We start from the raw sequence: 20,582 nt of genomic DNA on the forward strand, positions 1-20,582 counted from the left end.
CTGTCGGCGGGAAACACGGTCCGGCCGGATAGCAGGCATTTTCACCAATCATGGTTGAAAAAGCGTGAAGGCCAGCCGCCTGGCGTTAACGAGGGGCTTTTTCGATTCTTGCCTCTTTACATCTGCGCGAGGCCAAGGATTTATCCTCTTCTTTAAGCTCAAGGAGAAGAAAATGTCCTTCGAAAACTGGGCCGCGTTTGCCGCCGCCTCGGCAGTCCTTCTGGTCATTCCAGGCCCGACCATCCTGCTGGTGGTTTCCTATGCACTCGGCCAAGGCTGGCGCACCGCGCTGCCGATGGCAGTCGGCGTGGCGCTCGGCGACTTCACCGCGATGACACTGTCGATGCTGGGCATCGGCGCGCTGCTGGCGGCGTCGGCCACCGTATTCACGGTGCTGAAGGTGATCGGCGCCGGCTATCTGATCTATCTCGGCATCAAGCTGTTTCGCGCCGGCGGCGCGCTCCGGGCCGAACCGCGCACCGATGCGGTGTCATCGGCGAAAATGGCGGCGCATGCCTGGCTGGTTACTGCGCTCAATCCGAAAAGCATCACCTTCTTCGTCGCCTTCCTGCCGCAGTTCCTCGACCGGTACGCGGATTTCTGGACACAGATGCTGATCTTCGAGACGACCTTCCTGACGCTCGCCTTCGCCAACGCCTTCGGTTATGCGCTGATCGCCGCAAGGGCGCGCAACGTCGTGCGCAATCCAAAGGCGATCCGCATCTTCAACCGCACCGGCGGCACGCTGCTGGTCGGCGCAGGCATCGCCACGGTCGCGATGCGATCGGGCCACTGAGGACACGCCATGGCGGTCAGGGATGCATTCGGCCTGACACTGTCTGGCGCGACGGAGGCCGGGTTTTCGTCCTACAGCCGGGCCGTGCGCGAATTGCAGTGCTTCATCGGCGATCCGGTCGGCTCCATTGACCGGGCAATCGCCGACGATCCCGGCTTCGTCATGGCGCAGGTGTTCAAGGGTTATCTCTTTGGCCTCGCCACCGAGCGTGAGGCGACGGCGGTGGCCAAGGCATGTCACGAGGCGGCGCTGCCGCTTGCCGCGACGACACGCGAGCAGGCGCATGTCGCCGCCCTTGGCCACCTTGCGGAGGGACGCTGGCACGAGGCCGCCCGCGTGCTGGAGGATATCGCCATCGAGTTTCCGCTCGATGCGCTGGCGCTGCAGACCGGGCACCAGATCGACTTCTTCACCGGCAACGCGCGCATGCTGCGCGACCGCATCGGCCGCGCGCTGCCGTCCTGGCAGAGCGGCATGCCGGGCTATCACGCCATACTCGGCATGCAGGCCTTTGGCCTGGAGGAAATGGGCGATTACGCGCGCGCCGAAAAACTTGGCCGCACGGCGGTCGATCTCGAGCCGCGCGACGGCTGGGCCCAGCATGCGGTGGCCCATGTCATGGAGATGCAGAGCCGGCAAAAGGACGGCATTCTGTGGATGCGCGCCAATCCCGAAGCGTGGACGCGGGAAAGTTTCCTGCAGGTGCACAATTGGTGGCACCTGGCGCTGTTCCACTACGATCTCGGCGAAATCGACGAGGTGCTGGCGCTCTATGACGGGCCGATCTATGGCGAGCGCTCGACGCTGGCGCTCAACATGGTCGATGCCTCGGCGATTCTCTGGCGGCTGCATCTCGGCGGCGTCGATGTGGGCAGCCGCTGGGCGGCGCTCGCCGCCAACTGGTTGCCCAAGGCCAGCGCCGGCCATTATGCCTTCAACGACGCCCACGCAATGATGGCGTTTGTCGGTGCCGGCCTCGACGCGCCGGCCAGCGGCTTGCTCGAGGCGCAGCGCGAGGCGATGCGCGGCAAAGACGACAACGCTGCTTTCACCCGGGATGTCGGCCATCCCCTGACGCTCGCCATCAAGGCATTCGGCGAGGGCAATTATGCCGGGGCGATACGCCTGATCCGGCCGATCCGGGCGATCGCCCATCGCTTCGGCGGCAGCCACGCCCAACGCGACGTCATCGACCTGACGCTGATCGAGGCGGCATTGCGTTCCGGTGATGGCGCGCTGGCAAGGGCGCTTGCGGCGGAACGCGCGCTGGCGCGGCCGGACAGCCCGTTGTCGGCACTGTTTTCACGGCGCGCAATCGCTCTCGCCGCGAATTGACCAAGACTAAATCTTGCCTTAAAAACTGCCCCGGCCAGATTTTTTCGAGCGTCGAAAAAATCTTCGCGTGTTGACTGGAGCGTTTTTCCGGCAGCACGATTGCCGGGATATCTTCGCCGCCCGTGTCGCAGGACTGGGCTGGGGAGCAAGAAAGACCGTCGCCGCCAAGCCTGACGGATATGGGAGGAAGCATGTATCTCGGCCTCGATCTCGGCACGTCGGGCGTCAAGGCGCTGCTGATCTATGCAAGGCAGGGCATCGTCGGCTCCGGCCATGCGCCGCTCGATGTGTCGCGCCCGCATCCCGGCTGGTCCGAGCAGAACCCGGCCGACTGGATTCGCGCCTGCGAAGCGGCGATCGCCGAGCTGAGGTCCATGCATGCGAAGGAGCTCGCGGCGGTCAAAGGCATTGGCCTTTCCGGCCATATGCATGGCGCCACCCTGCTCGATGCCGCCGACCAGGTGCTGCGCCCCTGCATCCTGTGGAACGACACACGCAGCCACGCCGAGGCGGCCGCACTCGATGCCGACCCGCGCTTTCGCAAGCTGACCGGCAACATCGTCTTTCCCGGTTTCACCGCGCCAAAGCTCGCCTGGGTGAAAAACAACGAACCGGCTGTTTTTGCCAAGGTGGCAAAGGTCCTGCTGCCGAAGGACTTTTTGCGGCTCTGGCTCGCCGGCGACCATATTTCGGAAATGTCGGATTCGGCTGGCACGTCGTGGCTCGACGTCGGCAAACGCGCCTGGTCCTCCGACCTGCTCGCCGCGACGTCGCTCGACGAGAGGCAGATGCCGTCATTGGTCGAAGGCACGGCCAAGGCCGGTGCCTTGCGCGGCGAACTGGCTGCGAAATGGGGCATGCAGACGGGCATCCCGATCGCCGGCGGCGCCGGCGACAACGCGGCCTCGGCCTGCGGCATGGGCACGGTCGGCGCCGGCCAGGCTTTCGTCTCGCTCGGCACATCGGGCGTGCTTTTTGCCGCCAACGCGTCCTATCTGCCCAATCCGGAAAGTGCGGTGCACACATTCTGCCACGCACTGCCCGGCACCTGGCACCAGATGGGCGTCATCCTGTCGGCAACCGATTCACTCAACTGGCTGTCGGCAATTGCGGGAAAAAGCGCCGTCGAGTTGACCGCCGAACTCGGCGATGCGCTGCAGGCGCCGACCGGTGTCTCCTTCCTGCCGTACCTGTCAGGCGAGCGGACGCCTCACAATGATTCCGTCATTCGGGGCGCCTTTACCGGGCTTGCCCACGAGTCCGGCCGCGCGGCGCTGACCCAGGCCGTGCTCGAAGGCGTCGCCTTCGCCTTCCGCGACAGCCTCGAAGCCCTGGCCAAAGCCGGCACGACGCTGACCCGGGTGACGGCGATCGGCGGCGGCTCGCGTTCGCGCTACTGGCTGAAGGCCATCGCCACAGCGCTTGGCCTGCCAGTCGATATTCCAGCCGACGGCGATTTCGGCGCCGCCTTTGGCGCCGCCCGGCTTGGCCTGATCGCGGCGACCGGCGCCGATCCGCGCGCCGTGTGCACGGCGCCGGCGACGGACGCCACGGTCGAACCGGTCGCCGCCCTCGGCGGTGCCTATGCAGATGCCTATCAGCGCTACCGCCAGCTTTACCCGGCGATCAGGAGCGCCACGGCGTGAGCGGTTTCCCGCCCTCGCCGTGGCCTGCCGAGAAGGCCTCACTGTGCCGGCACCTTGTCGAGAAAGCCGGTGACGATTTTCAGCCGGCCATTCTCGATGACGCCGATATCGGTGCCTTCGATGACGGACTCGACGCCTTCCGGCCCGAGATTCCAGGAGAAACGGATGGTATCGGCGAAGCCGTCCGGCTTGCCTTTCAGCGAGAACCTGAAGCCGGCAAAGCGCTGCTGCACGCCTTCGATCAGCGCAGCGATGCCGTCATGGCCGTCGCCCTGCATGATCGGATCGCGGTAGCCGACGTCCTCGGTGAAGGTCGCCTCGAGCAAGGCTTTCCTGCGTGCGGTGTCGCTCTCGTTCCAGGCGGCGATGTAGTTTTCGGCAATGGTGTTGAGGTCGGTCATGGTCTGTCTCCTTCGTTGGGTGGCTTTGACATGAGCCTTTTCGACCAGCGCCAGCGCGAAACCAATTACGCCTGAGGTAATCAGGCCGAACCATGCGAGAGGAAAAGAACATGAGCAGCGGTTTTTTCGGCGACATCCAACAGATCAAATACGAGGGACCGGATTCGACCAATCCGCTGGCCTACCGGTTCTACAATCCCGACGAGATCGTCGCCGGCAAGCGGCTCGAAGACCATCTGCGCTTTGCCGTCGCCTATTGGCATTCCTTTGCCTGGCCGGGCGGCGATCCGTTCGGCGGCCAGACATTTGACCGGCCGTGGTTTCCGAAGGCCGGCAGCACCGACACGATGGAGTTGGCCAAGCTCAAGGCCGACGTCGCCTTCGAGATGTTTTCGTTGCTGGGCGCGCCTTATTTCTGCTTCCACGATGCCGACGTGCGGCCGGAGGGCCGGGACTTTTCCGAAAGTGCGGCGCGGCTCGACGAGATCGCCGATTATTTCTCGGAAAAGATGAAGCAGACCGGCGTCAAGCTGTTGTGGGGCACGGCCAACCTGTTCTCCAACCGCCGCTTCATGTCGGGCGCCGCCACCAATCCCGATCCGGACGTCTTTGCCTATTCGGCGGCGACGGTGAAACACTGTATCGACGTCACCAAGCGTCTGAACGGCGAGAACTATGTGCTGTGGGGCGGCCGCGAGGGCTATGAGACGCTGCTCAACACCGACCTTGCCCGCGAGCAGGAACAGGCCGGCCGCTTTCTCAATCTGGTCGTCGATTACAAGCACAGGATCGGCTTCGAAGGCACCATCCTGATCGAGCCGAAGCCTCAGGAGCCAACCAAGCACCAGTATGATTACGACGTCGCCACCGTCTATGGCTTCCTCAAGCGTTTCGGGCTGGAGAATGAGGTCAAGCTCAACATCGAGCAGGGCCACGCCATCCTGGCCGGCCATTCGTTCGAGCATGAACTGGCGCTGGCCAATGCGCTGGGAATCTTCGGCTCGATCGACATGAACCGCAACGACTACCAGTCGGGCTGGGACACCGACCAGTTCCCCAACAATGTGCCGGAGATGGCTCTCGCCTACTATCAGGTGCTGCAGGCCGGCGGCTTCAAGACCGGCGGCACCAATTTCGACGCCAAGCTCAGGCGCCAGTCGCTCGATCCGCAGGATCTGCTGATCGGCCATATCGGCGGCATGGATTGCTGCGCTCGCGGCCTCAAGGCGGCAGCGCGCATGGTCGAGGACAAGGCGCTGTCCGGCCCGCTCGCCGAGCGCTATGCCGGCTGGGATTCGGCCGAAGCCAAGGCGATGCTTGCCGGCAAGCGCACGCTGGAGGAAATTGCCGAGCGCGTCGTCAAGGAGAAGATCGAGCCGCAGCCCAGATCCGGTCGTCAGGAACTACTCGAAAACGTCGTCAACCGGTACGTCTGAGGCATACCATCCCGCGGCCGCATTGTTCAGCGGCCGCAGGATAAAGACGACTTTCCGCGGGGCTGACACCGACAAGGTTTGCCCGTGCGAAACTTTCGGTCTGCTTGCTGACCGGGCCTGGCATTTGCCTTAGCCGTGATCGAGGCCTCTCAGGTAGGCGCAGAACATGTCGGCCATGGCGTCGGCGTAGGCTTCGATCTCCGCGGGGGTTCGGGGCAACTCCGAGAACTGCTTCCCCACCGTGCTGAGCGTCGTCATGACCAGGTCGCCGGCCAATTCGCGAGTCGCTTGCGCGGCGTTGGGCAACGCCTTCTGCATGAAGAGCTGGATGGTGCGGTCTCCGGACGCCCTTGCCGCCTGCGCCTCAGGCGCGTCGCGGTAAAGCGGTGCGGCGTCGTCGAGCGCCACACGCACCGCGGCCTCGTCACACTCCGAGCGGAGGAAGGCGTGGACCAAGGCGCGCAGCCGTTCAAGTGGCGGTTTCCCGACATCCTCGAGGATGTCGCGCAGCAAATCGGTCGTCTGCCGCCATTCGTCGCTCTGGAGCCGGAACAGGATCGCCGCCTTGTTCGGAAAATACTGATACAGCGATCCGACACTGACACCGGCCTTCTCGGCCACCCGCGCCGTGGTGAAGCGCTGCGCGCCTTCCCTCGCCAAAACCTGAACAGCAGCCTGCAAAATCGCAGCAACGAGCTCTGCCGAGCGGGCCTGCTTGGGCTGTTTTCGCGAGGAAATCCGCGGACTGCGGTGATCGCTCATTGAGAGGCGCGCCAATGCGATTAGTAAATGCGAATGATTAGTCGTATTTTGAGTGCCGCGCAAGAACGCATTCAATTCTGACTGGAGACCAACATGACTACACTGTCGACAACGCCGCTCGCGCCCCTGCTGGATCGCCTGTTCGAGGAAGCCGCTGCCGCAACGAGCCCTGCGGTGGCGGAGCTCTCCGCCGAAGATCGGATGCGCCTGGTTCGAAGCAAGACCGAATACCTCGATTTCTATGGGCGGCTAAAGGACCTCTGGCTTCCCGTTTCGCGAGAGACCGGCACGCTGCTCTACATGCTGGCACGGGGCAGCAGCGCAAGGACGATCGTTGAATTTGGAACCTCGTTCGGCATCTCGACCCTGCACCTTGCCGCAGCCTTGCGGGACAATGGCGGTGGCCGCCTCATCACCAGCGAGTTCGAGCCATCCAAGGTGGCGCGCGCCAGGAACAATCTGACGGCAGGCGGTCTCATCGACCTGGTGGAAATCCGAGAAGGAGATGCGGTGCAAACATTAAGCGTCGATCTTCCCGAAACCGTCGACCTGCTTCTGCTCGACGGCGCCAAAGCGCTCTATCCAGAGATCTTGAGTCTGGTCGAAAGCCGCCTCAGGCCGGGCGCCTTCGTCGTTGCCGACAACGCCGATCTTTGCCCCGAATACCTCGAGCGGGTGCGCTCGACCGGAGGCGGCTACATGTCCACGTCGTTCAGCGAGGATGTCGAGCTGTCGATGCGGCTTGGCTGAAGCACTGCCTGACCTACTGGTACGATCGTGCCCAAGATGGGCGGCGGCGGACAAAACTTTGCCCGGCGCCGCCCATCAATCGCCTCGCTCTTGCCTTCAAACAGCCGTCACGAACCTCCTATAGTGTGGTTCGTGGCGGGAACGGAAAGAAGGAGGCGAAACGATATGCAGCACGAACGCGAAATCGACGCCCTGCTCTCATCTGGCGAGGCCGGATCGATCATCGACCGGCTGATGGCGCTGCCGCACCCGAAGCAAGGTGCGCTGAGTGCGAACGAATGGGATCGCGCGGTCGCCAGCCGCTTCGAGACCCATCTTGCGAGACAAATGCGCTCGCAGATCGACGGCAACAGCGACCGCCAGGACGCTGCCTGATCTACCTTTGTCTATGCATGCCGTTGTCCCAAAACCGCTACGGACTTTTGGGCGACATGCATTATCCCTGACGCAACCTGACCGGCGCTTCGCCGAACGCTCTTGAAAACGCTCTGGAAAATGCCGCGGCGGACGAAAAGCCCGTTCGCCCGGCAATATCGGCCATGGCCACGCGCGTGTCGACCACCAGCCGGCGCGCGGCGCCGAGGCGCAGCCTGAGATAATAGGCGCCGGGCGTTTCGCCGATCGACTTGCGAAAGATACTTTCCAGCGTTCGTGCCGTCACCCCGGCGCGCTTGGCCACCGCGGCTATGGTCAGCGGCTGGTCGATATGCGCTTCCATCAGCCGGATGGCTTGCGCCAACCTGGGATCGTAGCCGTCGAGACGGCCGAGCGAGACCAGCGGCTGCGCGTCGGTCGCGGCGCGCGCCTGGTCGTAGATGAAGACGCTCGCGACATCGAGCGCCACGGCCATGCCGAGCCGCGTGCGAATCAGATGCAGCATCAGGTCGAAGGTCGGCGAGGCGCCGCCGGAGGTGAACACCGGGCCGTCGATGACGTAGCGATCGGGGCGCACGTCGACGCCGGGAAAGGCCGACGAGAAATCCTCCATGTCCTCCCAGTGGGTGGTGGCGCTGCGCCCTTCCAGCAAGCCCGCGCGCGCCACCAGCCACGTACCCGCCTCGACGCCGCCGCAGGCGCGTGCCGCGCGCGCCGCCCGGCGCAGTCCGGACAGCAGGGCCGATGTGGCATAGTTCTGCGTGCCGAATCCGGCGACGACGACCAGCATGTCGGTTGTGTCAGCCGCATCGAAGCGGCCGCTGACCGCCACCGGCAGGCCGCATGTGGTAACCGGCGGCTCGCCCGTCACCGAGACCAGCCTGAAATCGAACAGCGTCTCACCGGCAATGCGGTTTGCGGCGCGCAATGGATCGACGGCTGAGGCGACGCACATGATCGATGAGCCGGAGAATACCAGCAGCGTTACCTTGAGCGGCAAACGCTCGGCCTGAAAGATCGTCGGTTTTTCGTTTTTGGTCACACGATCTTCGTAAAACGCAAAACAGTTTCCGGCAAGTCAGGCATTCTTGCCCTGCGTCCTATTGGGAGAGAGTCCGATGCCGTTAGCGATGAACCGTGAGGTCTTCATTACCTGTGCCGTGACCGGGTCAGGCAGTTCGCAGGATCGCAGCCCGCATGTGCCGCGTTCGCCCAAGCAGATCGCCGATTCGGCCATCGAGGCGGCAAAGGCAGGTGCGGCGATCGTCCACTGCCATGTGCGTGATCCCGAAACCGGCAAGCCCAGGCGCGACGTACACCTTTATCGTGAAGTAACGGAGCGCATCCGCGCGGCGGATGTCGACGTGGTTTTGAACCTGACCGCCGGCATGGGCGGCGACATGGTGTTCGGCCCGCCGGAAAACCCGCTGCCGCTGAACGAAAAAGCCACCGACATGGGCGGTGCCAGCAACCGCATGGAGCACGTCCGCCAGTGCTTGCCGGAAATCTGCACGCTCGACTGCGGCACGATGAATTTCGCCGAGGCCGACTATGTCATGACCAATACGCCCGGCATGCTGCGTGCCATGGGCGGCATGATGACGACGCTCGGCGTCAAGCCGGAAATCGAGGCTTTCGACACCGGGCATCTGTGGTTTGCCAAGCAATTGGTCGAGGAAGAAGTGCTGAAGCCGGACGCCTTGGTGCAATTGTGCATGGGTGTGCCGTGGGGGGCGCCGGACGACCTCAACACCTTCATGGCGATGGTCAACAATGTGCCGTCGACCTGGAACTGGTCGGCTTTTGCCATCGGCCGCAACCAGATGGCCTACGTCGCTGCCGCGGTGCTCGCCGGCGGCAATGTCCGCGTCGGGCTGGAGGACAATCTCTGGCTCGACAAGGGCGTGCTGGCGACCAATGCGCAGCTGGTCGAGCGGGCGGTCAGCATCGTGTCGAATATGGGTGCCAGGGTCATCGGCCCGGACGAAGTCCGCAAGAAGCTCAACCTGACGAAGCGCGCACCTCTTTGAACAGGGAATCGGTTGGGAGGAGCCGCCGATGAAGACCGTGAAATTCACCGCCATGAAGGACGGCGACCGCGAGGATTACGCCTTCCTCACCGAGCACGAGATCGACTACGCGGCAAAGACCGGCGAACGGCTGCTCGACGCGCTCGTCCAGCTGGATGCGGGCCTCTCGGGCTACAAGATCACCCGGCTCGGCCATTCGCTGCAAGCGGCAACGCGGGCCTGGCGCGACGGCGCCGACACCGACTGGATTGCCTGCGCCTTGCTGCACGACATCGGCGACATCTACGCGCCCTATAATCATGACGAATATGCGGCGTCGATCCTGAAACCCTTCGTTCGCGAGCAATGCACCTGGGTGGTGGAAAAGCACGGCGACTTCCAGCGCCTCTATTATGCCCATCACCTCGGCGGCAATCCGCACGCCCGCGACCGTTTCGCCGGGCACATCTACTTCGACGATTGCGATGAGTTTTGCGAACGCTGGGATCAGTCGAGCTTCGATCCCGACTACGAGACATTGCCGATCGATTTCTTCCGGCCCTTCGTGCTCGAAGTATTCGCGCGCAAGGCCTATGACGCGTCCGTGATCCGTGCCGGCGAACGCGTCGCCCTCACCGACCCCGCAATAGCCAGCACAAGAACCGGAGCTTCCGCATGAGCATCATCAACAAGGCGGCCGCCATCGGCGGCGGCGTGATCGGCGCCGGCTGGGTCGCGCGGCTGCTGCTCAACGGCATCGACGTATCGATCTTCGATCCCGACCCCGAGGCATCACGCAAGGTCGGCGAGGTGATGAAGGGAGCGCGACGCGCCTACAAGCAGATGCTGCCCGGCGGCTTGCCGAAAGAGGGCAAGCTCACCTTCGCCAAGACGCTCGCCGAGGCGGTGGCCGATGCCGATTTAATCCAGGAAAGCGTGCCGGAGCGGCTCGACCTGAAGCACCGCGTGCTGGCCGAAATCGACCTTTATGCGCCGGCCAACGCAATTGTCGGCTCCTCCACTTCCGGCATCAAGCCGACCGACATGCAGGTGGCGATGAAGAAGCATCCGGAGCGGCTGGTCGTCGGCCATCCGTTCAACCCCGTCTATCTGCTGCCGCTGGTCGAGATCGTCGGCGGCGAACAGACCTTTCCCGAGGCGATCGAGGTCGCCAAGGAGATGTATGCCTCGATCGGCATGAAGCCGGTGGTAATCCGCAAGGAGATCGAAGCCTTCGTCGGCGACCGCCTGCTCGAAGCGGCATGGCGCGAGGCGCTGTGGCTGGTCAAGGACGGCATCTGCACGGTCGAGGAGCTCGACGACATCATGCGCTATGGCTTCGGCCTGCGCTGGGCGCAGATGGGCATGTTCCAGGTCTATCGCGTCGCCGGCGGCGAGGCCGGCATGCGCCACTTCATGGCGCAGTTCGGCCCGTGCCTGAAATGGCCGTGGACCAAGCTGATGGACGTGCCGGAGTTCAACGACGAGCTGGTCGAGCTGATCGCGACCCAGTCGGACGACCAGGCGCACGGTCTGTCGATCCGCGATCTCGAAAAGATCCGCGACGACAATCTGGTCGCCATCATGGAGGCACTGTCGAAGCAGAACAAAGGCAAAGGCTGGGGTGCCGGCGCCTTGCATAGGGACTACACCAGGCAGTTGGCCAAGCTTGCGGCAAAGAAGCCCAGCGCCTCCAGGGCGGCCGAAAAGGCCAAGGCTGAAAAGCCGAAGAAAAAGAAGAAAGGCTGAGACCATGGATTTTGGTCTTTCGGAGGAGCAGAAGCTCATCGTCGAGACGACGCGGGCCTTCGTCGAGAACGAGCTTTACCCGCATGAGCGCGAGGTTGAACGCACCGGCGTGCTGCGCCGCGAGCTGATCGAGGAGATCAAGGCCAAGGCGATCGAAGCCGGCCTCTATGCCGCCAACATGCCAACGGAAGTCGGCGGCGCCGGGCTCGATACGGTGACCTGGCTACTCTATGAAAGGGAACTCGGCCGCGCCAATTACGCACTGCACTGGACCTGCGTGGCGCGACCTTCCAACATCCTCCTTGCCGGTACGGCGGAGCAGCGCGAGAAGTATCTGTTCCCGTGCATTCGCGGCGAGAAATGGGATTGCCTGGCAATGACCGAGCCGGGCGCCGGCTCCGATTTGCGCGGCATGAAGGCAACCGCCGTGCAAGACGGCGACGACTGGGTGCTGAACGGCACCAAGCATTTCATCAGCCACGCCGACCTCGCCGATTTCGCCATCGTCTTCATGGCCTCAGGGGAGGAAGAGTCTTCGCGTGGAAAACGCAAGAAGATCACCGCCTTTTTCGTCGACAAGGGCACTAAGGGCTTTGCCGTGCGCGAAGGCTACCGCAACGTCTCGCATCGCGGCTACACCAATGCCATTCTCGAATTCGACGATTGCCGGCTGCCGGCGAGCCAGGTACTCGGCGAGGTCCACAAGGGCTTCGAGGTCGCCAATTCCTGGCTCGGCGCAACGCGCCTGCAAGTCGGCGCCACCTGCCTTGGCCGTGCCGAGCGGGCGCTTGGCCATGCCATCGAATACGCCGCGCAGCGCCAGCAGTTCGGCCAGCCGATCGGCAAGTTCCAAGGCGTGTCGTTCAAGCTCGCCGACATGGCGACCGAGTTGAAAGCCGCCGACCTGATGGTGTTCGAAGCCGGCTGGAAGTACGATCAGGGCACCGTCACCGACCAGGACATGGCCATGGCCAAGCTGAAGGCCACCGAAATGCTCGCCTTCGTCGCCGACGAGGCGATCCAGATCCATGGCGGCATGGGGCTGATGGACGATTTGCCGCTGGAACGCATCTGGCGCGACGCCCGCGTCGAGCGCATCTGGGAAGGCACTTCGGAAATCCAGCGCCACATCATCTCGCGCGCGCTGCTGCGCCCGTTCGGGGCCTAGAGCATGACCCCAAAAAGTGGAATCCGGTCTTTGGAGAAGATCATGCTCAGACGAAAAGATGACAATGCACAGGCTTGAACGTCTTTTGCGGCCGAAATCGATCGCCGTCTTCGGTGGTGCGCAGGCGGCGGCCGTCGTCGCGCAATCGATCAAGATGGGCTTTGCCGGCGAGATCTGGCCGGTGCATCCGAGCAAGGACGAGGTCGCCGGCCGCAAGGCCTATCGCTCGGTGGCCGAATTGCCCAGTGCGCCGGATGCCGCTTTCGTCGGCGTCAACCGGCACTTGACCATCGAAGTGGTCAAGGCGCTGGCGGAGCGCGGCGCCGGCGGTGCGGTCTGCTTCGCCGCCGGCTTTCTCGAAACCGAGGCCTATGACGAAGACGGCGAGCGGCTGCAGGCCGAACTGGTCGAGGCGGCCGGCCAAATGCCGATCATCGGGCCGAACTGCTATGGGCTGATCAATTACGCCGACGGCGCGCTTTTGTGGCCCGACCAGCATGGCGGCATCAGGCTGCCGGAAGGCGGTCGCGGCGTTGCCATCATCACCCAGTCGTCGAACATCGCCATCAACATGACGATGCAGAAACGCGGCCTACCGATCGCCTTCCTGATGACCGCCGGCAACCAGGCGCAGACCGGGCTTTCCGAAATAGCGCTCGGCCTGATCGAGGACGACCGCGTCACTGCGCTCGGCCTGCATATCGAGGCCTTCGATTCGGTAGCCGGCTTCGAAAGGCTGGCGGCACGGGCACGCGAGCTGAAGAAGCCTGTTATAGCCATGAAGGTCGGCCGCTCCGAGCAGGCGCGGCAGGCGACCGTCTCGCATACCGCGTCGCTGGCCGGCTCGGACGCGGCGTCCGGCGCTTTCCTGAGGCGGCTCGGCATCGCCCGGATCGATTCAATTCCCGCCTTCATCGAGGCGCTCAAGCTACTGCACGTCACCGGCCCCCTGCCCGGCTACCGGCTGTCATCGATGAGCTGCTCGGGCGGCGAGGCGTCGGTCATGGCCGACAGCGCCGAAGGTCGCTGGGTGACGTTTCCGCCACTCACCCCCGAGCACCGCGCGCGGGTCAAATCGACGCTCGGGCCGCTGGTCGCGGTGGCCAACCCGCTCGACTACCACACCTTCATCTGGAACAACGAGCCGGCGATGACCGCCACCTTCACCGCCATGGTGTCTGGCGGCTTCGACCTCAATATGCTGGTGCTCGACTTTCCGCGTCCCGACCGCTGCTCGGACACGGACTGGTGGGCGACGCTGCGCGCCTTCGAATCGGCGCTGAAGACCAACAGCGCGCAGGGCGCGATCGTCTCCTCGCTGCCGGAAAACCTGCCCGAGGAATACACTGCCGGCCTGATGGCGCGGGGCATGGTGCCGCTGTTCGGCATTTCCGAGGCCATGGACGCCGCCCAGGCGGCAGCCTTCATCGGCTGGGCGTGGCGCGAGCCGCAGGCGCAGCCGATCGACACTTCGGCGTCCGGCGCGCCGGCCGGCGACCATGTCACGCCGGACGAGGCCGAGGCGAAGGCGCGGCTCATCGAGGCCGGGCTCCCCGTGCCGAAGGGCGAGCGCGCCGGCAACGCGGTCGAAGCTGTGATCTCCTCGATGGCGCTCGGCTTCCCGGTGGCGCTGAAGGCTCTTGGCGTCATCCACAAGTCCGAGCTCGACGCGGTCCGGCTCAACCTCAGGGATGCCGAATCGGTCAGCACCGCCGCCCATGATCTCGGCCCGCTCGGCACCGGCCTTTATGTCGAGCGCATGGTGCGCGACGGCGTCGCCGAGCTGCTGGTCGGCTTCACCCGCGACCCGATGTTCGGCGCGGTGATGACGCTCGGCACCGGCGGCGTGCTGGTCGAGCTGTTGCGCGACAGCGTCACACTGATGCTGCCGGCGACCCGTGACGACATCGAGGCCGCTTTGCGCGGCTTGAAACTGTTCCCGCTTCTCGACGGTTATCGCGGTCGGCCGAAGGCCGATGTCGCAGCGGCAATCGATGCGATATCGGGCATTGCCGCTTTCGTGCAGCAAAACGCCGGCGAGATCGAGGAGCTCGACATCAATCCTCTGATCGTCTGCACCGAGGGCAAGGGCGCCTGGATCGCCGACGCGCTGCTGGTGCTGGGAGAGAACAAAAATGTCTGACGTCATCACCACCCGCCGCGAGGGCACGATCCTCGAAGTCACGCTCGACCGGCCCAAGGCCAATGCCATCGACCTGAAGACGTCGCGGCTGATGGGCGAGACGTTCAAGAGGTTTCGCGACGATCCCGACCTGCGCGTCGCCATCGTCAAGACCGCCGGCGACAAGTTTTTCAGCGCCGGCTGGGACCTGAAGGCAGCGGCCGGCGGCGATGCCGTCGACGGCGATTATGGCGTCGGCGGCTTCGGCGGGCTGCAGGAATTGCGCGACCTCAACAAGCCGGTGATCGCCTGCGTCAACGGCATGGCGGTCGGCGGCGGCTTCGAGCTGGCGCTGTCCTGCGACCTCATCTACGCGTCGGACCACTCCTCCTTCGCGCTGCCCGAAATCCGCGCCGGCACGCTGGCCGATGCGGCAACGATCAAGCTGCCGAAGCGCATCCCCTATCATGTCGCCATGGACCTTTTGTTCACCGGCCGCTGGATGGATGTCGCCGAGGCGCATCGCTGGGGCCTGGTCAACGAGGTGCTGCCCAAGGAAAGACTGGAGGATCGCGTCTGGGAGATCGCCCGGCTGCTCGCCAGCGGCCCGCCGCTGGTCTTCGCCGCGATCAAGGAAACGGCCCGGGTCGCAGAATCGCTGACCTTCCAGGACGCCATGAACCGGGTGACGCGCCGGCAACTGCCGACGGTTGACGCGCTCTACGGCTCGGAGGACAATCTCGAGGGCTTTCGTGCCTTTGCCGAAAAGCGCGATCCGGTGTGGAAGGGCAGATAGTGAGTGTCCCTGGAACGACGGCGTTCCGTCCGAACCCCCTCCGGCCTGCCGGCCAGGCGGATTCGTTACGATCCGTTCCGTTTCCATGACCAACTACAAGAAACTCATCGACGCCGAGACCTGGGCCTTCATCGAACGGACCAATTCGTATTATCCGCCGGATACGATCGACTACACGATCGCCGAGCAGCGCGCGATCTACGACCGGATGTGCCGCGAATTCTCTGCCGGCTATCCGGATGGCGTGACGGCTGAAACCACCGTCATTGCCGCGCCAGCGCACGACGTCCCGATCCGCATTTATCGCAGCGCGGCGCCGAACGACTCTGCGATGGTGCTCTATGTCCATGGCGGCGGCTACATCCTCGGCGGGCTCGACAGCCACGACGATGTCTGCGCCGAGCTTTGCGCCCGCACCGGCTATGAGGTGGTCTCGGTCGACTACCGGCTGGCGCCGGAACATCTGCACCCGGCCGCCTTCGACGATGCGATTGGCGCCTTCGAATGGGCCACCGCCACTTACGAATGCCCCGTCCTGCTCTGCGGCGACAGCGCCGGCGGCAATCTCGCCTGTGCCGTCAGTCATGCGACGCGTGGCCACGTGACAAAGCCGGTCGGCCAGGTGCTGATCTATCCTGGCCTTGGCGGCGACCGTTCAAGCGGTTCCTATGTCACGCATGCCGAAGCGCCGATGCTGACGATGCGCGATCTGGAGTTCTATAAAAACATCCGGACGGGCGGAGTGGACGCCACAGGCGACATCACTTTGTCTCCGCTTGCGGACGCCGATTTCGCCTATCTGCCGCCTACCGTCGTGATCACCGCCGAATGCGACCCGCTGTCGTCAGACGGTGAAGCCTATCGCGACCGCATCGTTGCCGCAGACGGACGCGCCTGGTGGTTCGAGGAGCCGGGGCTGGTGCACGGCTATCTCAGAGCCAGGCACACGGCCGGCCGCGCCCGCACGAGCTTTACCCGGATTGTCGATGCCGTGACGGTACTTGGGAAGGGCGAATGGATCTGGTGAGGGCTGCCCTCCTCGCCGCGAAGGGCCTTTATCGGCCGCTATAGCTCTACTTGCTGCGGCGTCGGTGGCCGGAGACCCGCCTCAACCAAGGTCCCAAATGAAAGGCGCTCATCAGCAGGTACATCGGGACCATGCTGCCCAGCGGCGACGCATCTTGCCCGGTCGAGCACATCATATCCGGCGCTGCGCCGAGAAACGTCAGCAGCGCCATGGTTGCGAAGGTCGGCGCGGCCGCAAAGGACAGCCAATCGGCTGCGCCAAGGCCGGCCGGGCTCGCATCGCCGGTGGATCCGCCTGCATGAATCTCGCTCATGGCCATAGTCCTGCATAGCGAGCGGGATGCGGTCGAATGAACGTGCATCCCGCTCCTCCAATTGTCCTAGCCGCATTTCCGCGACGCCAAACGTTCTATTCGGTGCGGTTCCGGAACGCGGCCTCTCCGGCGTCCGACACCTCGACCCACTTTTTGTCGGGAACGGTTTCGGCGTCGTAATTGTCGTGCCAGTTCCACCACTTGTACGTCGGCGTCTGCGGATAGCCTTCGGGCGAATCCTCCCAAACCTCCTGGCGGCCGAGCGGCGACAGGTCGAGATAGCTCCATACGGTCCCCATCGCCTCGTCGCCGCGGTTGTTGATGAAGTAGGTACGGAACACGCGATCACCATCGCGGATGAACACGTTATGGCCGTGCCACTCGTCAACGCCGAAATCGGCATCGAAGCTGTCGGTGATGGTGTACCAGGGCATTTTCCAGTCCATCCGCGCCTTCAGCCGCGCAATGTCGGCCTGGGGTGCGCGCGAGGCGTAGGCAAGCGTGGTGTCGCGGGCGTTCAGATGGGCAAGATTGCCGACCTGGTCTGCCCCCAGCGAGCAGCCGCGGCAAGCGTGATCGGGCCAGCCGAATACGCCGGGCTCGAAGAAAGCGCGGTAGACGATCAGTTGACGGCGGCCCTCGAACAGGTCGGGCAGGCTCATCTTTCCGCTGGGCCCCTCGAACGTATAGGTCTTCTCCACCGCCATCCACGGCATCCGCCGACGCTCGGCGGCCAAGGCGTCGCGAGCCCGGGTCACGGTCTTCTCCTTCACGAGCAACTGCTGGCGCGCGGCCTCCCACGCGTCAGGCGAAACGACCGGTGGTGTCTTCATCGCGAGCCGCGTCGTCTGCTCGCCTGTGCCATTCTGATGTGCCGTCATTGTGCATCTCCCTTGCTGGTCTGTTGTCGCACCATTCCCGGCGCGACGTGTTGCTGATTGGTCATGAGCCAGGATAGGGGCGATAGCGGATTGGCGAGAGTGACAAGTGTGACGCGATTCCGACGGGTCCGCTGATCACGGCCAAATTTGCCGCCCGCGACGCCTCTGCTCATTCCTACCCGGACTGCTGGATGGGCCGTGCGCCGGCCAGGTAGCGATCATTGTCAAACGGTTCGGCCTGGTTGCTTTCCGGGCTCCACAGCTGCCGATGGGTTCGTGTGAGATCGCCGAGATAGACATGCAGGGCACCGGATCGCGCGCTGCCCGTATTCGCAACCGCATGCACGGTATTTGACGCCATGTGCACGACGGCAGGCGCTGCGATGTCCTGCCTTTCGGGAACATCGAGTTCGCTGCCGGCAACGGGATAGATGAAGTTCGTCTCGCTGCCCTTGTAGATGCCGATCAAGGCATCCATCAGGTGGTTGTGGGGCGGGTACTGCAGGCCGGGCGACAACGTGATGTGATAGATCGTCAGGTTCGGGCTCGCATGCAAAAGAACCTCGTCGTCGTCTTCTTCGTGAGCGAGTGTTCCCGATGCGTGAAAACGGTTGGTGTAGTCGCCCAGGACCGTCCTTACCGCTTCGAGGGGATCTGGCCCCTTCGCGGCATTGACGATATCATCGGCAACAGCGTAGAGAGGCGAGTTGGCGGGTAAAGGCATATCAGTTATCCTCCCTGAGATGCTCAGAGTTTCAACCTGAGGCGCTCACGCTAGCGAATGCCGATGCCAGCGTCAACCGGACAGCCAAACGGACAAAATATGAAAACGACGAAGTTGACCGCCGAGCCGGCGAGGCCGGCCACGGTCGAGGCGACAGCACTGTCAGCCGCCGACGTCCTTCGCAGGGAACAGGCATATGAGCAGCTGAGGAACGACATCATTGCCTGCGTGCTGCGCCCCGGCGAAGCGCTGACCGAAAAACAGATCGGCGATCGATACCAGATCAAAAAGGCGACCATCCGCGCGGCGTTGGCCCGCCTGATGCAGGAAGGTCTGGTCAGGAGCGAGCCGCGCCGCGGCTACGTCGTTGCAACGCTCTGCCTGCGGGACGTCAACGAGATCTTCGATGTCCGCAGCTTGATCGAACCGGAAGTGTTCAGGGTGGCGGCATCGAACATTACCGAGCGCGGGCTGGAGGACATCGGGCTGGCAGCGAAAAAAGTGCTGAAGCCGGAGACGTTGCGTAGTCACGTTGCATTCCTGGCGGCTGATCGTGCGTTTCGTCTGGCCCTTGCGGAGCTCTCGGGAAATTTACGATTGGCGCATCTACTGGACCAGATACTCGACCAATCGGCGCGGGTTCTCCACCTTGGGTTCAAGTCCCGCGACTTCACCCAGTTGATCATCGCCCAGCAAAAGGAACTGGTTCTTGCCTGCGAGGCAGGCGACGCTTCCGGCATCGTCAAACTTGCCCGTTCGCAGTGCCTGTTTCTCAAGAAGCAGGTGCTCGAGGCTTTGCTTGCCGGTTCCAAGCTTCAGGACGTCAATTTGCAGCCCTTCGCCTAGAGCGGTTCTCCTGGAACCGGTAACCCGCTCTAACTAACTGTTTTGCCGCATTTATGCGGACGCCTAGTGATTCCATTTGGCTGCAAAATGCTCCAAGGGAAGTTGGCCGTTCGGTGCGACCGCCACCTTGGCGCAACGGCCGCCGGCGGGGCTTGTTTCACCCCACCGAGGAAGAGGCCGCCGAGCGACCAGGGTGCCTGGCCGCCAAGCGACTGCTCCGGCTCCTGCTCGACAATGATGGCCTTCTTGCCGGCCGCAGTCAGTTCGGCGGCCGCGACAAAGCCGGCAAGGCCGGCGCCGACAATGATCACATCCGCATCGTCAGGCATCTATTTCGCCATGATCTCGTCCAAAAAACCGGCCCGTTGCAGGATCACGGCCGGCCTAGACTGCCTCCCAGCCTTCCTTCTCGCCGGCGCGGAAGATGGCATCGATGACCTTCTGGTTGAGCACCGATTCTTCCAGGGTAAAGACACGATCCTTGCCACCCTGTGCCGCCCGCGCGAAGGCCTCGACTTCCAGCCGGTACTGTTGCGTGCCGGGAAAGCGGAAGACCTGCGCCTCGCTGTGGTTCTGGTTGTGCAGTTCGACACGGTGATGGTCGTAGAGTCCGGCATTAAACGGTGAGAACACCTCGATGAAGCCCTTCTCACCGTGAAAGACCATCACCTGGCGTGCCGCCATCTGTGTCGACAGGTAAAACGACAACTCGAAGTCGCCGAAATCGGCGCGGATCGAGGAATAGATGTCGGTGCCGAATGTCTTGTCGCGCTCGATCGTCGCCTGGACGCGCAGCGGCTCCTTGCCGGTGGAAAAGCGAGTCGATACCGTCGGATAGACGCCGATGTCGGGTAGCGCGCCGCCGCCGAGATCGAGCTTGTTGCGCATGTTGTTGGGGTCGACATTGTAGTAGGAGAACGCGCCCTGGACATGGCGCAGCCGGCCGATGGCGCCGTTGGCGATCAGCTCGCGCACCTTGATCCATTGCGGGTGGTAGACGACCATGAAGGCTTCGCAGACCAGCACCTTCCTGGCATCGCGCAGCTTGATCAGTGGCGGAATGTCCTTGGCGTCGAGCGCCAGTGGCTTTTCGACCAGAACATGCTTACCGGCCTCGATCGCCTTGGCTGTCCATTCGACATGCTGCGAGGTCGGCAGCGGAATGTAGACGCCGTCGATGTCGCTGGAGGCGAGCAGTTCCTCATAGGAGCCGAAAGCGTGGCGCGCGCCGAAGCGTTCGCCCAGCGCCCGAGCTTTCGACAGATCGCGGCTGGCGATCGCCGACAGCACGCCGTTCTCCGCCTCGACGATTGCCGGCAAAAGCTGCTCGCGGCCGATTTTGGCCGTCGACAAAACACCCCATCGGAACATCAGATTTCTCCTCTCGATTGCAAGCCTGGAGGTTTGCCTGAAATGGACGAAAAAGCCAATGCGGGAGCGTGGTTC

22 protein-coding genes are annotated in these 20,582 nt (G+C 63.7%); 14 read left to right on the forward strand and 8 right to left on the reverse strand.

Annotation, left to right across the window (positions count from 1 at the left end):
• Window positions 1–172 precede the first annotated feature (172 nt).
• The 3 genes from NKH98_RS18430 to xylB all read left to right on the forward strand — a co-directional run bounded on the left by NKH98_RS18430 (window position 173) and on the right by xylB (window position 3,777).
• The gene (locus NKH98_RS18430) at window positions 173–796 is read left to right on the forward strand and encodes a LysE family translocator (protein WP_352900403.1); all 624 of its coding nucleotides are present in this window, start codon (window positions 173–175) and stop codon (window positions 794–796) included.
• Window positions 797–805: 9 nt separating this feature from the next.
• Window positions 806–2,131 carry a tetratricopeptide repeat protein gene (locus NKH98_RS18435; protein WP_352900404.1) on the forward strand — a complete coding sequence of 442 codons (1,326 nt, stop codon included), beginning with the start codon at window positions 806–808 and terminating at the stop codon, window positions 2,129–2,131.
• Window positions 2,132–2,322: 191 nt separating this feature from the next.
• Window positions 2,323–3,777 (forward strand): xylulokinase, encoded by a 1,455-nt coding sequence (gene xylB / locus NKH98_RS18440; RefSeq protein ID WP_352900405.1) that lies wholly within the window; start codon window positions 2,323–2,325, stop codon window positions 3,775–3,777.
• 38 nt (window positions 3,778–3,815) lie between these two features.
• On the opposite strand, the gene NKH98_RS18445 is transcribed toward xylB, so the two are convergent.
• Window positions 3,816–4,178, reverse strand: a complete 363-nt coding sequence (locus tag NKH98_RS18445) for a nuclear transport factor 2 family protein (protein ID WP_352900406.1) — start codon at window positions 4,176–4,178, stop codon at window positions 3,816–3,818.
• Window positions 4,179–4,288: 110 nt separating this feature from the next.
• On the opposite strand from NKH98_RS18445, the gene xylA reads away from it, so the two are divergent.
• Entirely contained in the window at window positions 4,289–5,614 is a 1,326-nt protein-coding gene (xylA, locus tag NKH98_RS18450; protein WP_254815983.1) for a xylose isomerase, read from the forward strand.
• 129 nt (window positions 5,615–5,743) lie between these two features.
• Here xylA and NKH98_RS18455 read toward each other — a convergent pair whose 3' ends face one another.
• A complete protein-coding gene (locus NKH98_RS18455) occupies window positions 5,744–6,376 on the reverse strand; it encodes a TetR/AcrR family transcriptional regulator (RefSeq protein WP_352820173.1) in 633 nt (210 codons plus the stop codon).
• 93 nt (window positions 6,377–6,469) lie between these two features.
• Here NKH98_RS18455 and NKH98_RS18460 point away from each other — a divergent pair, with 93 nt between their 5' ends.
• Both NKH98_RS18460 and NKH98_RS18465 read left to right on the forward strand, forming a co-directional pair.
• Complete coding sequence (locus NKH98_RS18460) at window positions 6,470–7,126, forward strand: O-methyltransferase (protein ID WP_352505932.1); 657 nt, start codon at window positions 6,470–6,472, stop codon at window positions 7,124–7,126.
• A 165-nt stretch (window positions 7,127–7,291) separates the two neighbouring features.
• The gene (locus tag NKH98_RS18465; RefSeq protein WP_254815980.1) at window positions 7,292–7,501 is read left to right on the forward strand and encodes a hypothetical protein; all 210 of its coding nucleotides are present in this window, start codon (window positions 7,292–7,294) and stop codon (window positions 7,499–7,501) included.
• Window positions 7,502–7,562: 61 nt separating this feature from the next.
• Here the strand turns inward: NKH98_RS18465 and NKH98_RS18470 are convergent, their stop codons facing one another.
• Entirely contained in the window at window positions 7,563–8,543 is a 981-nt protein-coding gene (locus tag NKH98_RS18470; RefSeq protein ID WP_352900409.1) for a GlxA family transcriptional regulator, read from the reverse strand.
• A 76-nt stretch (window positions 8,544–8,619) separates the two neighbouring features.
• On the opposite strand from NKH98_RS18470, the gene bcoG reads away from it, so the two are divergent.
• The 7 genes from bcoG (at window position 8,620) to NKH98_RS18505 (ending at window position 16,372) form a co-directional block, all read left to right on the forward strand.
• Window positions 8,620–9,531 (forward strand): 3-dehydrocarnitine:acetyl-CoA trimethylamine transferase BcoG, encoded by a 912-nt coding sequence (gene bcoG / locus NKH98_RS18475; protein ID WP_352900411.1) that lies wholly within the window; start codon window positions 8,620–8,622, stop codon window positions 9,529–9,531.
• Between the two features lie 28 nt (window positions 9,532–9,559).
• Window positions 9,560–10,189, forward strand: a complete 630-nt coding sequence (locus NKH98_RS18480; protein ID WP_352900413.1) for an HD domain-containing protein — start codon at window positions 9,560–9,562, stop codon at window positions 10,187–10,189.
• Complete coding sequence (locus NKH98_RS18485; protein ID WP_352800713.1) at window positions 10,186–11,259, forward strand: 3-hydroxyacyl-CoA dehydrogenase NAD-binding domain-containing protein; 1,074 nt, start codon at window positions 10,186–10,188, stop codon at window positions 11,257–11,259. The genes NKH98_RS18480 and NKH98_RS18485 overlap by 4 nt, the downstream gene beginning before the upstream one ends.
• 4 nt (window positions 11,260–11,263) lie before the next feature.
• Window positions 11,264–12,427, forward strand: a complete 1,164-nt coding sequence (locus tag NKH98_RS18490) for an acyl-CoA dehydrogenase family protein (protein ID WP_352900416.1) — start codon at window positions 11,264–11,266, stop codon at window positions 12,425–12,427.
• 64 nt (window positions 12,428–12,491) lie between these two features.
• Window positions 12,492–14,570: an acetate--CoA ligase family protein gene (locus tag NKH98_RS18495; RefSeq protein ID WP_352900419.1), complete on the forward strand. Its 2,079-nt coding sequence runs from the start codon at window positions 12,492–12,494 to the stop codon at window positions 14,568–14,570.
• Complete coding sequence (locus tag NKH98_RS18500; RefSeq protein WP_352900421.1) at window positions 14,563–15,345, forward strand: carnitinyl-CoA dehydratase; 783 nt, start codon at window positions 14,563–14,565, stop codon at window positions 15,343–15,345. Before NKH98_RS18495 ends, NKH98_RS18500 begins: the two co-directional genes overlap by 8 nt.
• A gap of 85 nt (window positions 15,346–15,430) precedes the next feature.
• Window positions 15,431–16,372, forward strand: coding sequence for an alpha/beta hydrolase (locus NKH98_RS18505; protein ID WP_352900423.1), 942 nt, complete (start codon window positions 15,431–15,433; stop codon window positions 16,370–16,372).
• Window positions 16,373–16,418: 46 nt separating this feature from the next.
• Here the strand turns inward: NKH98_RS18505 and NKH98_RS18510 are convergent, their stop codons facing one another.
• The 3 genes from NKH98_RS18510 to NKH98_RS18520 all read right to left on the reverse strand — a co-directional run bounded on the left by NKH98_RS18510 (window position 16,419) and on the right by NKH98_RS18520 (window position 18,290).
• Window positions 16,419–16,685, reverse strand: a complete 267-nt coding sequence (locus NKH98_RS18510; protein ID WP_352900425.1) for a hypothetical protein — start codon at window positions 16,683–16,685, stop codon at window positions 16,419–16,421.
• Between the two features lie 95 nt (window positions 16,686–16,780).
• Window positions 16,781–17,566, reverse strand: a complete 786-nt coding sequence (locus NKH98_RS18515) for a DUF899 domain-containing protein (RefSeq protein ID WP_352900428.1) — start codon at window positions 17,564–17,566, stop codon at window positions 16,781–16,783.
• 175 nt (window positions 17,567–17,741) lie between these two features.
• Window positions 17,742–18,290, reverse strand: coding sequence for an autotransporter (locus NKH98_RS18520; RefSeq protein WP_254815970.1), 549 nt, complete (start codon window positions 18,288–18,290; stop codon window positions 17,742–17,744).
• 99 nt (window positions 18,291–18,389) lie between these two features.
• On the opposite strand from NKH98_RS18520, the gene NKH98_RS18525 reads away from it, so the two are divergent.
• Entirely contained in the window at window positions 18,390–19,136 is a 747-nt protein-coding gene (locus NKH98_RS18525) for a GntR family transcriptional regulator (RefSeq protein WP_352900432.1), read from the forward strand.
• 29 nt (window positions 19,137–19,165) lie between these two features.
• Here NKH98_RS18525 and NKH98_RS18530 read toward each other — a convergent pair whose 3' ends face one another.
• Window positions 19,166–19,465: an FAD-dependent oxidoreductase gene (locus NKH98_RS18530; protein WP_352900435.1), complete on the reverse strand. Its 300-nt coding sequence runs from the start codon at window positions 19,463–19,465 to the stop codon at window positions 19,166–19,168.
• A gap of 55 nt (window positions 19,466–19,520) precedes the next feature.
• Window positions 19,521–20,507, reverse strand: coding sequence for a Gfo/Idh/MocA family protein (locus tag NKH98_RS18535; protein ID WP_352490432.1), 987 nt, complete (start codon window positions 20,505–20,507; stop codon window positions 19,521–19,523).
• Window positions 20,508–20,582 lie beyond the last annotated feature (75 nt).

Origin of the sequence: Mesorhizobium sp. M0833 (assembly GCF_040319905.1) — a bacterium.
Lineage (GTDB): Bacteria > Pseudomonadota > Alphaproteobacteria > Rhizobiales > Rhizobiaceae > Mesorhizobium.